Source organism: Candidatus Neptunochlamydia vexilliferae (genome assembly GCF_015356785.1).
GTDB classification, from domain to species: domain Bacteria; phylum Chlamydiota; class Chlamydiia; order Chlamydiales; family Simkaniaceae; genus Neptunichlamydia; species Neptunichlamydia vexilliferae.
This window is the reverse complement of the sequence record NZ_JAAEJV010000052.1, coordinates 1-13783: the sequence shown is the minus strand read 5'-3', so window position 1 is coordinate 13783 and position 13783 is coordinate 1. Positions and strand designations below refer to the sequence as shown.

The 13783-nt window shown below is 47.2% G+C and carries 16 protein-coding genes and 1 tRNA gene; 9 read left to right on the top strand and 8 right to left on the bottom strand.

Annotation, left to right across the window (positions count from 1 at the left end; genetic code table 11):
• Positions 1-131 precede the first annotated feature (131 nt).
• From NEPTK9_RS07710 to rplU, 5 genes are read right to left on the bottom strand one after another with little or no spacing between them, the layout of a single operon-like run.
• Positions 132-1421, bottom strand: coding sequence for an MFS transporter (locus tag NEPTK9_RS07710; RefSeq protein ID WP_194848257.1), 1290 nt, complete (start codon positions 1419-1421; stop codon positions 132-134).
• Positions 1418-2443, bottom strand: coding sequence for a succinylglutamate desuccinylase/aspartoacylase family protein (locus NEPTK9_RS07705; protein WP_194848256.1), 1026 nt, complete (start codon positions 2441-2443; stop codon positions 1418-1420). The genes NEPTK9_RS07710 and NEPTK9_RS07705 overlap by 4 nt, the downstream gene beginning before the upstream one ends.
• A 41-nt stretch (positions 2444-2484) precedes the next feature.
• A complete protein-coding gene (gene cgtA / locus NEPTK9_RS07700) occupies positions 2485-3495 on the bottom strand; it encodes an Obg family GTPase CgtA (RefSeq protein WP_194848255.1) in 1011 nt (336 codons plus the stop codon).
• A gap of 18 nt (positions 3496-3513) precedes the next feature.
• Positions 3514-3765 (bottom strand): 50S ribosomal protein L27, encoded by a 252-nt coding sequence (gene rpmA, locus NEPTK9_RS07695; RefSeq protein ID WP_194848254.1) that lies wholly within the window; start codon positions 3763-3765, stop codon positions 3514-3516.
• Positions 3766-3775: 10 nt separating this feature from the next.
• Entirely contained in the window at positions 3776-4087 is a 312-nt protein-coding gene (gene rplU / locus NEPTK9_RS07690; protein ID WP_194848253.1) for a 50S ribosomal protein L21, read from the bottom strand.
• 208 nt (positions 4088-4295) lie between these two features.
• On the opposite strand from rplU, the gene NEPTK9_RS07685 reads away from it, so the two are divergent.
• Entirely contained in the window at positions 4296-5678 is a 1383-nt protein-coding gene (locus tag NEPTK9_RS07685; protein ID WP_194848252.1) for an RNA-binding domain-containing protein, read from the top strand.
• Here the strand turns inward: NEPTK9_RS07685 and NEPTK9_RS07680 are convergent.
• The 3 genes from NEPTK9_RS07680 to NEPTK9_RS07670 are packed head-to-tail and all read right to left on the bottom strand — an operon-like array spanning position 5675 to position 8038.
• Positions 5675-6502: a metal ABC transporter permease gene (locus NEPTK9_RS07680; RefSeq protein ID WP_194848251.1), complete on the bottom strand. Its 828-nt coding sequence runs from the start codon at positions 6500-6502 to the stop codon at positions 5675-5677. The two genes, NEPTK9_RS07685 and NEPTK9_RS07680, sit on opposite strands and share 4 nt — an antisense overlap.
• Positions 6495-7196 (bottom strand): metal ABC transporter ATP-binding protein, encoded by a 702-nt coding sequence (locus NEPTK9_RS07675; protein WP_194848250.1) that lies wholly within the window; start codon positions 7194-7196, stop codon positions 6495-6497. Before NEPTK9_RS07675 ends, NEPTK9_RS07680 begins: the two co-directional genes overlap by 8 nt.
• Complete coding sequence (locus NEPTK9_RS07670; protein ID WP_194848249.1) at positions 7193-8038, bottom strand: metal ABC transporter substrate-binding protein; 846 nt, start codon at positions 8036-8038, stop codon at positions 7193-7195. The genes NEPTK9_RS07675 and NEPTK9_RS07670 overlap by 4 nt, the downstream gene beginning before the upstream one ends.
• A gap of 89 nt (positions 8039-8127) precedes the next feature.
• On the opposite strand from NEPTK9_RS07670, the gene NEPTK9_RS07665 reads away from it, so the two are divergent.
• From NEPTK9_RS07665 to NEPTK9_RS07630, 8 genes are all read left to right on the top strand, one after another.
• Positions 8128-8215 (top strand) — tRNA-Ser (locus tag NEPTK9_RS07665).
• Between the two features lie 57 nt (positions 8216-8272).
• Complete coding sequence (gene nrdR, locus NEPTK9_RS07660; protein WP_194848248.1) at positions 8273-8722, top strand: transcriptional regulator NrdR; 450 nt, start codon at positions 8273-8275, stop codon at positions 8720-8722.
• Positions 8723-8734: 12 nt separating this feature from the next.
• Positions 8735-9100, top strand: coding sequence for a TraR/DksA family transcriptional regulator (locus NEPTK9_RS07655; RefSeq protein ID WP_194848247.1), 366 nt, complete (start codon positions 8735-8737; stop codon positions 9098-9100).
• A complete protein-coding gene (lspA, locus tag NEPTK9_RS07650; protein WP_194848246.1) occupies positions 9100-9585 on the top strand; it encodes a signal peptidase II in 486 nt (161 codons plus the stop codon). Before NEPTK9_RS07655 ends, lspA begins: the two co-directional genes overlap by 1 nt.
• Positions 9575-10285 (top strand): hypothetical protein, encoded by a 711-nt coding sequence (locus tag NEPTK9_RS07645; RefSeq protein WP_194848245.1) that lies wholly within the window; start codon positions 9575-9577, stop codon positions 10283-10285. The genes lspA and NEPTK9_RS07645 overlap by 11 nt, the downstream gene beginning before the upstream one ends.
• A complete protein-coding gene (locus tag NEPTK9_RS07640) occupies positions 10257-11378 on the top strand; it encodes a nicotinamide-nucleotide amidohydrolase family protein (RefSeq protein ID WP_194848244.1) in 1122 nt (373 codons plus the stop codon). The genes NEPTK9_RS07645 and NEPTK9_RS07640 overlap by 29 nt, the downstream gene beginning before the upstream one ends.
• Positions 11375-12166, top strand: a complete 792-nt coding sequence (locus NEPTK9_RS07635; RefSeq protein WP_194848243.1) for a class I SAM-dependent methyltransferase — start codon at positions 11375-11377, stop codon at positions 12164-12166. The genes NEPTK9_RS07640 and NEPTK9_RS07635 overlap by 4 nt, the downstream gene beginning before the upstream one ends.
• A gap of 60 nt (positions 12167-12226) precedes the next feature.
• Entirely contained in the window at positions 12227-13564 is a 1338-nt protein-coding gene (locus tag NEPTK9_RS07630; RefSeq protein ID WP_194848242.1) for an RNA-binding domain-containing protein, read from the top strand.
• Positions 13565-13783: the final 219 nt, after the last annotated feature.

Sequence of the window (13783 nt, the reverse complement as noted above, 5' to 3'; positions counted from 1 at the left end):
TTTGGCTTGCCAGATTGAAGCTCAAGGGGGCAGCAGGGGGCTTGCCCCCGACGCATCTTTCATAAGACCAAAAATTGTTACCCTATTTTGAACCATGCCTATTTTTGTTCTAAAAATTTCTAGATAAAGAGTCAAGAGAGCCTTGAAACCTTAATGACCTCATGTTGAGAACGGCAGTAGGTTTCCCTGATCCAGAAAAGAGCGATTAAAAAGCCAGTAAAGTAGATGAAGGGCATTAAAAAGAGGCCACTTTTGAAGTTACTGACTGTTAAGTGGTGAACCTCTGGTCCTGCAGCTCTTTGGATAAGCCAGCTGATGAAGGGGGGGATGATGGCTGCGGAAAAAGTAACCATTGAATTATTAAGTCCCAAAGCTGTTGCATGGAGTTTAGACTCTACATGTTCGGCAATACTTGCATAGCTCACACTGATTCCAGAACTGGCGAAGCCGATGCCAAAAAAGAGGATTCCATAAGGGACAACCGGAGTTGTAGGCCAGTAGACAATGCACACGCTGACAAAGACCCCCAAAAGAGCGCATAAAATCATAACAGGGTTGCGCCGTTTCATCGAGTCAGAAATTTTCCCTGTAAGAGGGGCTCCGATAGCAAAACCGATCCAGAGCATGGATGAAATCGAGGCTGCCACATCGCGGGAAAGTCCTCTAGCTTGCAAGAAGCTGGTTCCCCAATAGGCTCCTAAGAGGGGAAGACACACATAGGTAATGCCTGCGTAGAGGACAACAGCCCATACCTGAGAGCTTCTAATAAGGAGCCATATCCGAACTTTTAAAGGTTCTTTATAGGGATCCAAGAAGACAATTTCCCCTTTTTTTCTGCTAGGGTTATTTCTAACAAAAAGGGCTGTGGCTAAAGCAAGAATAAACCCACTGCCTGCAGTGAATGTGAGGACAAGGCGCCAATTATTATTAAAAAGATTGAGTAAGAGGGAGAGGGGACCTCCCGCCAAAAACGGCCCCAAGGCACCTAGGAAATTGGCAATTCCCACCATGAGAGCAAAGTGTTTTTTAGGAAACCAGTTGATTGCGAGGACGAGGAGGCAAATGTAGGCAAATGAAGAGCCAAATCCCATAAAACACCGACTGATAAACCCTTCTCCAAAGCTCTGGGCAAAGGCGAACCATCCTCCACCAATCGAAGCAAGGGCAACAGCAATGGAGAGGAGAAGTCGTGAGCCAAAGCGGTCGACTAAGATTCCCACAGGAATTTGCATCAGAGAGTAGGCAAGGTAGTAGCCCGCTCCCATGATCGCAAACTTTTGCGCAGTGAGGTGTAGATCATGAATCACCTGATCGGAGATCGTAGAAATGAAGACCCGAAGAAAAAATTCATAAAGGTAGAAAAGAGAAGCAAGGGTCCAAATGAAAAAACCGATTGCTGTGAATGTTTTCTGATGCTTCATGAGTGGTGGTCAATCACATTAGGTTCAATATCAGGGACTTCAATAGGAGATTCATGAGGAGGTCCTACCTCTGCCATCTCGATGATTCCCTGTCCTTCATAAACATGGGGATGGGTATTAATTGCTGTGATCATTCCTGCGCAAGGGGCTGTGACATCGTACCGTTTTGTCGAGCCAAAGGGGTCGGTGATCGTTGCGATCCGTTCCCCTTCTTCAGTCATTTTTCCCACCTTTTTAACAAAGTGAAAAAGGCCACTGAGCGGAGAGCGGATCCAAAACATCTTTTTTGTAATAAAAGGGGTCCCTGAAGCTTCTGGGACTTTGGACTTGACCCGGACCATCCCCAACTCACGCATGGCTTTTACAATTCCTCTGACTCCTAGCTTAATCGCATACTCATCACTCCGGAGAGCTTCTCCACTTTCATAGATGATCGTGGGAACCTTAGGCTTTCCTGTTTCCGAATAGAAAAAACCTGTTTTGTCCTCTGAGGTGACCATAACAGGTGTTCCAAAGGCTTTAGACATCGACTTTGCTTTAAGATCTTCTGGGTGGTAGTAGACCTGAGGGAGTTTATAGGTATGGCGAGAACCTGATCGAATATGAATGCAGTGGGTCATATGATCGATAATTTCACTTGAGAAAAGGTGAGCCAATCGAGCTCCAAAGGAGCCCCCTTCAGATCCTGGGAAGCTTTGAGAGAGGTCTCTCCCATCTGGAAGAAGGCGTTTATGGTTGATCAAGCCATAGACATTCATTACGGGAATGCAGAGGAGGGTTCCACTTAAATTTTTTAAAGAAGCAAGCCCAAGGAGACGGTCAACAATATCGATTCCATTGACCTCATCACCATATAGTGTTGCACAAACCAGAAGGCGTGGGCCCTCTTTTTTGCCATGAATGATATGCATCGGAATGTGAAGAGGGGCACAGGTATAGATTTCGGGTGTTGGCATCGCTAGGGTAAGTTTTTCCCCTGGCTGAATGGTAACCCCACAAACTGTAAGAGGTTTATTCTTCATGTGCTTTCATTTTAACACAAAACCAACCAAAGATCAAACGATTAATGGTACTTTTTGCCGCCTTCTTGGGCACGGGCGCGCATCTTTTCGGTGAAAGGGGAAAGTCCCTCTTCCTTGAGCGCAGAAATTTCAAAGAGAGTCTCTTTAGGAAAGGGGTAGGCCTCCTTAAAGGCTTCGAGGTGAGCTTCATTTCCCTTATCGACTTTGTTGAGGGCAACAAGGAAAGGCTTTTTCAAGATTTCGGGGGAGTACGCTTCGGCTTCAGCACGCAGGGTGAGGAAATCTTGGTAAGGGTCACGCCCCTCTTCTCCTGAAATGTCGATCACATAGATCAGCGTTGATGAGCGCTCGACATGTCTGAGAAAAGAAAGGCCCAGCCCGCGGTCTTCATGAGCATCGGGGATGATGCCGGGGATATCGGCGATGTAAATCCGAGAAAAGTCGTCAAACTCGATGAAGCTTAAGTTGGGCTTGAGGGTGGTAAAGGGATAGGCACCCGTCTTCACCTCAATGGCGGCAAGCTTTGAGAGTAGGGTTGACTTTCCCGCATTCGGAAATCCCATGAAGCCGACGTCGGCGATCAGCTTGAGTTCGAGCTCGACCGACTTGACCTCTCCCCCCTTTCCTGGGGTGCATTTGTTGGGCGCTCGGTTAGTCGGGGTTTTGAAAAAAGTGTTCCCATGTCCTCCTTGGCCGCCGGCGCAGAGGGGAAATTCTTCACCTGGCTCGGTGAGGTCATAGATAAGGGTTCCCGTTTCACTGTCACGGATGAGGGTGCCACAGGGGACTTTTAAGATGAGATTTTTGCCACTCCGTCCCTGCTGGTTATTAGGGGCGCCAGGGCGTCCATTTTCAGCAGAGATGAGGCGACGATTACGAAAACTATCGAGAGAGTGAATTTGGGGATCGCTTTTGATGATGATGGAACCACCTCGCCCCCCGTTGCCCCCGTAAGGGCCCCCTTTGGGGAGGTACTTTTCCCGTCTCCAGGCAACGATCCCTGTTCCGCCGTTTCCAGCGCTAAGTTTAAGCTTTACCGAGTCTGTAAACATAGCGCCCCCACATATGGTTTATTGTGTAGGGGTAACTGAAACGAAGGTATTTTTTCCTTTGCGGAAATGGACAATCCCGTCAATGAGCGAGAAGAGCGTATCATCTTTTGCTCGCTTGACATTCTTGGCGGGGTGCCACTTAGTCCCTCGTTGGCGAACTAGAATGCTCCCTGCGGTGACAAACTCACCGTGGGTTGCCTTAATTCCTAGCCGTTGGGCGTTTGAATCGCGTCCGTTTCTACTCGATCCTTGTCCTTTCTTATGCGACATTCATTTCTCCTTAAGCTGCTGCGATGTCGGTAATTTTTACGACGCTATACTTTTGTCGGTGGCCCACCTTGCGGCGGTAGTTCTTTCGTCTCTTGTACTTGAAAGAAACCACTTTGGGGCCCTTGGTGTCGCCAATGACTTCACCCTTAACCAGACATTTTGCTACATGGGGAATTCCCACGTGAGCGACTTTCCCATCGTTAAATAATACAACTTCTTTAAATTCGACCGGTCCAGTTTCAGTTCCGAGAAGCTCAACTTCGATCGTGTCTCCCTTTTCAACCCGGTATTGTTTACCGCCAGTTTGAATGATTGCGTACATTGGTACCTCCGTTAAATTCCATTAGAGGGAAAGCGTCCATCATAAAGGAAGCCTCTCTAACTGTCAATGCCTTTGTTAGTGTCTGGCAATATTAGGAAATATCTGGCAATATTAGGAAATATCTGGCAATATTAGGAAATATCTGGCAATATTAGGAAATATCTGGCAATATTAGGAAATTTATGAATTTAAATAGCAGGAAATAAGCATGTTAGGTTTGGGTCACCTTCTGAACCTTCCAGAGGGAAGGACCTTAGAATTCAAGCAGGACATGACGTCTCTTAAGCCTATTTTAAAGACTCTCATTGCATTTGCGAATACTGCAGGTGGAACGTTAGTGATTGGGAGAAGTGATGATGGAAAAATTTTAGGGATTAAGAATGTGTTAGAGGCCGAAGAGAGGCTGGCTAATGCGATTGCAGACTCTGTCGCTCCTCCTCTTATCCCTAAAATTGAGATCGTTTCTACTAAGGGACAGTCTTTAATTGTTGTCAGGGTTCCTTATTGGAGTGGACCCTTTTATCTCAAGTCAGCGGGGAAATCTCAGGGGGTTTACATCAGGCTGGGATCCACGAATCGAGCAGCGGGAGAGGAATTTTTAGCGGAGCTAAAGCGGTCGGTTAAGAAAGTTGGTTTTGATCAAATGCCTTGCCCAGAAGTTGGTGAGTCTGGATTGGATAAAGATCGGTTGGATAAGGCTTTTGCTAAAATAGGGAAAAAAGTCAGTACCCAGATGTTGAAAACCTTAAATATTTTAGTTCCCTATGGTGATACATTTGTCTGCTCTAATGGAGGGGTAATTCTTTTTGGAAAAGATGAATATAGGAGCCGGCTTTTCCCAAATGCCGAAGTAAGGTGTGCAAGATTCCGAGGAACGACCAAGACACACTTTATCGATCATTATGATGTGGATGGAACAATTTTAGAAGCGATGTATGAAGTTCCAAAGTTTATTCAGCGTAATACTCGATTAGCTGCTAGAATCGAAAAGATTCAAAGAAAAGATATTCCGGAATACTCGCCGCTAGTGATACGTGAAGTTTTAGCCAATGCTTTAGTTCATGCTGACTACTCCCTTTTGGGAATGAACCCTCGTGTTGCAATATTTTCAGACCGAATGGAAGTTGAGAGTCCTGGAATGGCCCCGTTTGGCTTTGTCTTTGCAGACTTTTTCTCAGGGATTAGTCATGTTAGAAATAAAGTCATCGCGCGCGTATTTCGAGAGCTCAATATTATTGAGGAGTGGGGAACAGGGTACAAAAGAATCGAAGACGCCTGTCATGAAGAAGGTTATCCCATTCCAAATTGGTTGGAGTTAGGAGCTTCCATTCGAGTTGCTTTGAAGCCTCACCCTGTTACCTTGGATGCAGAGGAGCATCCCGTTAAGGAAGCACTCACAGAAAGGCAAGAAGAAATTATAGCACTTTTTCAGGGCAAGGAGAAGCTAACGACAAAAGAAGTCCATAAAAAAATGACCACAACGATTTCTGAAAGAACTCTTAGAAATGACTTATCGGCAATGCAAAAGAAAGGGGTTATTAAAATGGTTGGGCGTGGTCCAGGGGCTCAATGGAAATTAGTTGGAACCTAACTGTTTTTGCGGAGGAGGTTGAGAAGATAAACCGTGGTGGCGGTCAGGGCGATGGTCGCCCCAGGAGGCCAGTTAAGAGCGTAGGAAATGACGATCCCTAGGAAAGAGCTGGCTCCAGCGATAAGGACCGCCAGCCCCATCATCTTGGAGAGGCGGTGGGTGTAGGTGTTGGCGATGGCGGCCGGGAGGGAGAGGATCGCCACAATGAGGATCGCTCCCACCACCTGGATCATCAGTACGATCGTCAGGGCCACCAGGGTGAGGAGGAGGATGTAAAGCCGCTTTACATTGAGTCCTTGGAGAGTCGCTTGCTTCTCATCAAAGCAGATGGCGAGGAAGCGGCGGTGGAGGAGGAGAACGGCGGCCAGGACGATCAGGTCAAGGCCAAGGAGCATGTAGAGGTCAGACGAGCTGGCCCATAAGATATTTCCAAAAAGATAATTTGAAATTTCGACGGTGGCGCCGGGGGTGAGGGAGATAAAGATGACCCCGATCGACATTCCGAAGGCCCAAAGGGCGGCGATGACCGTATCTTCTCTTTGTCGGTAGTAGAGGCGGACCGTTCCGATCAGCCAGGCGGCTAGGATGGCGGCGATTAGGGCCCCATGGATCGGCTTGAGCCAGGGGACGTTGTAAACCCGACTAATGTAGAGGGCAGCGCCAAGTCCTCCTAGGACGGAGTGGGCGATACTCCCACTGATAAAAACAATTCTCTTGACGACGACGTAGGAGCCAACGATTCCTCCGGCAACGGAGGAGCTAAGAGCTGCAAAAAGGGCCATTCTCAGAAAGGGATGGGTAAAAAAAGCGAGGAGTTCATTCATGGCGGTGGTACATCCCAATGGCAAAGTGTTCACAGACGTCTTGAGGCTTCATCGAGGAAACCTCATGTTGGAAGCAGAGAACCCGTTCCACATTTTTAACAATCGCATCGAAGTTGTGGGTGACGATAAGGATCGTTTTTTTTCCTTGGAACTTTTTTAGATAATCGAAAATGGCTTGTTCCGATTGGGGATCGATGTTAGCTGTCGGTTCGTCCAAAAGGAGAATTTCAGGGTCACACATGAGCGCTCTGGCGATGAGAACTTTTTGCGCTTGCCCTCCGGAAAGTGCGCCAAAGGGACGTTTTTCAAGGCCGCTAAGTCCCACTTCTTTCAGGAGCTCTTTTGCCCGCGCTTTATCTCCTTGGAGGCGCCCTCCCCACCAGTGAAGGTGGCCGATGGTTCCTGTCAAAACCACCTCGAGAACAGAGATCGGAAACTCCTTGTCATAAGCGTTAATCTGTGGGACATAACCAATTTTTGTGCGAGCTGTTTCAGGTGCCTTCCCAAGGACTTTCACCTTGCCCCGACTCGGCGCTAAAAATCTCATCATGAGCTTAAGGGCGGTGGTTTTTCCTCCACCATTGGGACCCACAATGCCGATGTATTCCCCTTGCGTCACCTCAAAAGAGACATTCTTGAGAACCTCAACGGTTCCATAAGAAAAGAAAAGATCTTTAAAGGTAATCACACTCATTGGATATCGTTTGCCAGTTGCTCAATGGTTCCTAAGACATCTTCGGCAAGAGGGTTGAAACTTTTTATGGGAAGGTTCAGCTCTTTTGCGATGAGCTCCGCTCCTTTATTATGAAACTGGGGAGCGGTGAAAACAACAATCACATCGGCATCGTCAGCTGCTTTGAGCACTTCGGTGGCATCTTTAGGAAGGGGGCTTTTCCCTTCCGACTCAACCGCAATCTGCACCAACCCAAAGTCAGCGCAAAAATAGCCAAGCGATGAGTGGGAAACGATGATCCCTTTCCCTTCAAAAGGATTCAACTTTCCTTGAGTATTCCGGATGAGTGTGTTGATTTTATCAATGAGAGTTTTCCGGTTTTTCTCATAGAGCGCTTGATTGTCAGGGGCTAGGTCGATCAGGGCCCTTGCAATGACACTGACCTGCAGGGGGAGCTGCTTGGGCCCCAGCCAAAAGTGGAGGTCTTTCGAGTGCGCATGGGCCTCTTCTCCAATAAAGCGGGTATCTCTTCCGTAGGTCATTAAAGGAATTCTTTGATCCAGTTGAAGAATCTCTTTCTTTTTTCCGATCAATTTTTTTTCGTAATGTTGCCCCACTCCAATAAATAAAGTGGCTTCTTGGACCGCTTTCATCTGACAGGGAGAGATCTCCACCTCATGGGGATCAAAATTGGATCCAAGGGCTGACTTTACATCCATGGTCTCGCCTACAAGCTCTTTAACCAAAGAAACATAAGGGGGAATACTGGTGACGATCAGCGGTTTTTCTCGCGGTTTGGGAGCTTCGTTTTGGCACGAAACTAGGCCAAAGAGTAAGCAAAGAATTGATAACACTCTCTTCATGTGAATAAGTTTACCCTAAAAAGGTTCTCCTGTCGAGTCCTTGATAAAATAATCTCTTTTTTGGTAAGATCATTCGATTCCTAAGGTTTGGAGGAGTGTCCGAGCGGCCGAAGGAGCACGCTTGGAAAGCGTGTATACGTGATAAGCGTATCGTGGGTTCGAATCCCACCTCCTCCGAATTTTGTATAAAAAAAAGCAAACTTTTGTTTAAAGCTTGGATTTTGGAGATTGCCGATGAAGTGCCCCTTTTGTGGACATGAAGAGTCTAAAGTAACCGATTCTCGCACAGCAAGCGAAACCAATGCCATTCGGCGGCGACGGGAATGTTTGCAGTGCTCCAAGCGGTTTACAACTTTTGAAACGGTCGATATTTCCCTTCAGGTAAAAAAACGGGATGGAAGCTACGAAGACTTTAGTTTGCAAAAGCTGATTAAAGGGCTGGATAGCGCATCACGCCACACCCGAATCAGCCACGACCAAGTGCGCGATTTAGCATCAGCGATTGCGAGTGAACTGATGGAAAATCAGGTGCGTGAAATAGATACGACAAAACTAGGCGCCCTTGTCATGGAAAAGCTCCGCGCTTTAGATACGGTTGCTTATATCCGCTTTGCGTGTGTGTATAAGCGGTTTAAAGATGTTGATGAAATTATGGATGCAATCCATACGATTGCACCAAAGTAACGAGGTAAACACATGCCATTAAAAAAATCAGAGATTGAAACATTCAAAAAACGCCTTTTGGAAATGAAAGAGCAGCTGGGAGCCTCTTTAAAATCGGTTTCCGATGATGTCAAAACCCCCGATGATTCAAAAGGATACTCTCAACATCAAGCCGATGAGGGGACTGATGATTTTGGACAAACGATCAGCATCGAGGTTTCATCGCAAGAGCAGGGGATCATCCGACAGATCGACCGCGCCCTTGAAAAAATCGAAGAGGGGACCTATGGAAAGTGTGATGTTTCTGGCGAAGAAATTCCGATCAAGAGACTCGAAGCCATTCCTTATGCAACAATGACCGTCGCATCCCAAGAAAAGTTCGAAAAAGGGATGATTTAGTGCGTCGACTCCTCCTTTTTAGTGCGGTTGCTCTTTTTTTATTCGATGCGTCGACGAAATATTGGATCGTAGAAAACCTTCCACTTTTCGGTACGATCCCTGTTTTTCAAAACTTTTTTGGGGTCGACTTTTCGATTAGCCATGCCCGCAATTTAGGGGGAGCGTGGAGCCTTTTTTCCTCCTACCCGATCGCGTTACTTTTGGTGCGAGTTGGAATTATTCTTGCCCTTGCTGCCTACGTTTTCTTCTTTAATAAAGAGCGAAAAAGAGAGATTCCTTTCATGCTCATTTTAACAGGAGCTCTTGGGAATATCATCGACTTTTTCCTCTATGGTTCGGTTGTCGATATGCTCCACTTTGTCTTATGGGGCTACTCCTATCCCGTCTTTAACCTTGCTGATACCTTTATCTTCTTGGGAGTTGCCACCCTTATCATTCAGGGGATCACCGAAAAACTGAATAAACGGAAGCGCCATGAAACGTAGTCATCCCAAAGTTGAGGGGATGCTTCAAGCATCCAAATGGCTTTCCCATCGGGTTCTTCTTGATGTGGCAGAGATGGAAGAGCTTCTCAGCAGCCTTCCCCTTTTTGGGATTTACAATGTATCGGAACTTGTTTCCTTAGATGAGGCATTTATCTCCACCGAAGATTTTCTTGCCCGCTACATCGATTATATCTCAGAGCTCAAGGCAGGGATCATTCCCGATGAAGCCCCCCTTAAACCCTATTTCTCAGCCGCTTTTTCCTCCACTGCCGATGCCCTTTACATTATGGAAGCTAAAGAGGGGGAATATATCATCAAGACAAAAGAGCCGGTGGTTCAACTAGGGCGTCACCACTTTACCTTTTCACATGAGCAGCGCGCCTTCCATTCCATGGTCCACTCACATGAGGCGATCACCTGGGGGATTCAGTTTTCCTATCCCCAACTTTATTCGAACTCGCTCAACCAAGATGTTGTTGAGGTGTACAAGGATAAAAACTCTCCAAACACTGCCCTTTTCAAACACTTAGCAAAATGGGTACGTACGCATACCAACCCCGCTGCTTTTGTTGGAGAGGACAAACCTTTTTATGCCACTTTTCGGATCGGAAAAAAGTGTGTGAAGTGGGCAGCAGATCATCCACAGCTCAAGCAAGCAGGACTTACAATCTATGACAATCGAAATTCTCTCGATCGGTAACGAAATTCTGTCGGGCCATACCATTAATACCAATGCGGGGGTTGTCGCTCAGGCGCTTCTTCCTGAGGGGATTTCTGTTGGGCGCGTCACCGTCCTCCCTGACGACAAGGCTCTCTTAAAGCAAGGGATCGAAGAAGCGATGGAACGCTCCTCTTTTCTTATTACAACGGGAGGGCTTGGTCCCACCGGCGACGACCTCACCCTTCCAATCCTCGAATCCCTCTATGGTCTTGCAAAACAAAAGATCGTCAACCCGCTTGGGACAGCTCCTGGCGAATTCTTTGAAGGAAAGATTCCTCTCGTTGCCCTCCCAGGGGTTCCTTCCCAAATGGAGGTGATGCTTCCCGAGGTTTTGAAGATCATTCAGAAATACATTACCGAAAAACACTATGTCTCCTCCCTTTATCTTTGCTTGATGCGAGAGATGGAGGTCGAGCCCTACCTTCGCATCCTAGAAAAAGAGCACCCCGGTGTCACTATTGGGATCTGCCCTGGAAGAGGGGTTCTTTCTCTCTACCTCCATGCGGATGACCCCAACCTCTTCCCTCCCGTTGAAGAGAAGCTTGTAAAGCGGCTTTACATTCACCTTTTTTCCCGCAAAGACAAGCAGATTGCCGTGGGTTTACAAGAGTGGATGGTGGCAAATGGAAAAACTTTAGCAACAGGGGAGTCGTGTACTGGGGGGCACCTTGCTGCCAACCTAACGATCCACCCCGGCGCTTCCGATTACTTTTTAGGAAGTATCGTTTCCTACTCAAACACCCTTAAAGAATCAGCTTTGGAGGTTCAAGCAAAGACCCTTAAGGAGCATGGCGCCGCCAGCAAAGAAGTAGTCATCGAAATGGCAGCAGGAGTAAAAAAGCTCACCGGCGCTGATTATGTTATGACTGTTTCAGGGATTGCAGGGCCGACAGGGGGAACGGCAGATAAGCCTGTTGGAACGGTTTGGGCAGCGATCGCCACTCCCGAAAAAACCTATACCGGCCTCATTCCCGCCCGTAAAAATAGAAAAACGATCATCGACTATTCAGTGACCTATCTCTTAGCAAATCTTTGGCGCCACGTCGCCCATAACATCGAGCCATTTAAATGACCTACCAGTTGATCGACAGTGGCAACGAGCAAAAGCTCGAGCAGTTTGGGGAGTATCAGCTCATCCGTCCCTGTCCCCAAGCCCTTTGGAAACCCCAAAACCCCACGCTTTGGAAAAAAGCTGACGCCACCTTTGAGCGAGGAAAAGGGTGGAAAGGACTTCCCAAGTCATGGACCTTGAACTACCAAGGCCTCACGTTCAAAATTGTTCCCACCGACTTTGGTCATGTTGGTCTTTTTCCCGAGCATGCGATGCACTGGGAGTGGATGAAAAAGGCCCTTGCTTCAAGCTCTAATGTCCTCAACCTCTTTGCCTACTCGGGCGCTGCCACTCTTTTTCTTGCCAAAGAGGGGCATACCGTTTGCCACCTCGATGCTGCCAAAGGGATGATCGATTGGGCCAAAGAAAATGCCGAGCTCAACAACCTAGAAAACGCTCCGGTCCGGTGGATTGTTGACGATGCAATAAAGTTCTTAAAGCGGGAAGTTAAGCGAGAAAGACGGTATGACGCGGTGATTCTCGACCCTCCCAGCTTTGGGCGGGGAGCGCAGGGGCAGGTCTTTAAGATCGAGCGGGACCTTTTGCCTCTTTTAGAGCTCTGTAAAGCGGTACTCAGCCCCAACCCCGCCTTTATCCTCCTCACCTGCCACACCCCTGGGCTCACCCCTCAGGTTCTTCGCAACCTTGCCCATCAGGCCTTCCCCAAAGCCTCCCTCGAAGTGGGGGAGATGGTCCTCCCTTCAGAGGGGTACCCCCTCCCCTCGGGCGCCTTTGCCAAGATCGCGTAAAAATATTCTTGGTGCAATTGGTGCAATTGGTGCAATTACGAAAAGTTTGGTGCAATTAAGATGAAGGAAAAGTTTTTTTACGAAGAGAGAGAGTCTAAGGCTTTGGAGTTTAAGTCTAAGCTCCCTCAGTTTATGACGTTAATTAAAACCTGTGTTGCTTTTGCAAATGGGTCAGGGGGAAAGATCATTATTGGGGTAGAGAATGATTCAAGGGAGGTTATAGGAATTACTGATCAGGATAGAGAGCGTCTTTTTGAATCATTTCCAAATAGCCTTTATGACTCTGTGAGTCCGACACTTCTCCTTCAGGTTTGGGGAAAAAGTTATAATGATGTGTCTGTTTTGGTGATTGAGATTCCTACAAGTCCCAAAAAGCCTTACTTTTTAAAGTCCGATGGAATGCCTAAAGGGGTCTACATCAGGGTTGGGTCGAGCACTAGAAGAGCAACTGAAGATTATATCGAAGAGCTCGTTAGAGAAGGAAAAAGGTTGACCTATGACGAGGAAATAGTTCGAGAGCCCCGATCTATTTTATCGAACGATCTTCTTGAAGAGTTTTATAAGGAGCGGGTGACCGATCGAAGATTAATGGCAGATAAGGTTATTGCCCTCTCTCCAAACAGAAAAGAAAAATATGCTCCTACTGTAGCAGGAACACTGTTTTTTTCAGAAAATCCCCAAGACTATGTTGCAGAGGCCACCGTTTTATGTACCCGTTTTAAAGGGGACAAAGGGCGAGAGATCATTCAGACTCAAGAGCTCACCGGTCCTCTGGATCAGCTTGCAGTGCATGCTTACCAACTTGCTTCCTCTTGGATGGAGAGGGACTATCGTTTGCAGGGGGTTAAGCTCAAAGGAAAGCTTCCGGTCCCCAAAGAAGCGCTCCGAGAAGCAATTATTAATGCGCTGATTCACCGGAAGTATTCGATTCCTGGAGCAGTCAAAATTGCGATCTATGACCATCGGTGTGAAATTTTTAACCCTGGAGCTTTTCCCGGTGTGGTTGATCTCGATTCTTTAGGAGATGGAACGACCTATCTAAGGAACCCCCACATCGCAAAAATTGCACGTCATATGGGCCTTGTAGAAAAACTGGGGTCTGGAATTCGTTTAATATTCGATAGCTGCAAACGAGCGGGGCTTATGCCCCCTGAGTACGCAGAAGGGGGGGATTTTGTAAAAGTTACATTCTCTTTTAAGCGAGCTAAGAAAGCCAAAGATTCCGATGAAGAGGCAATTCTTAGGCTCATCGAAGAAAAAGGAAGCTTGTCTGTTAAGGATGTCGTGGAGCACCTCAGAGTTTCAAGAAATACGGCAACACGTAGGCTGACCGCTTTAATTAAAAAGGGAAAGCTATTCCGCAAAGGGAAGGGGCCTTCCGTGCGGTACTACCCTTAGGAGCTGGGCAAAAATAACTCATGCATTTCTGGTGCCATAGCGCTTTAGCTGCGCGGCGCAAATCCGCAGGAAGCTTATTAGCTTTCAAGAAGTTGCAACAAAGCAGATGAAGATGGTATGGGCCTTGTTCACCTTTTCGCATTGTGACAAGAAGCTGTCACAACAAGTTGTCTCTCAAAGAGAAGAGACCATCTCTACAGTGAGATGAATCTAGGGTTC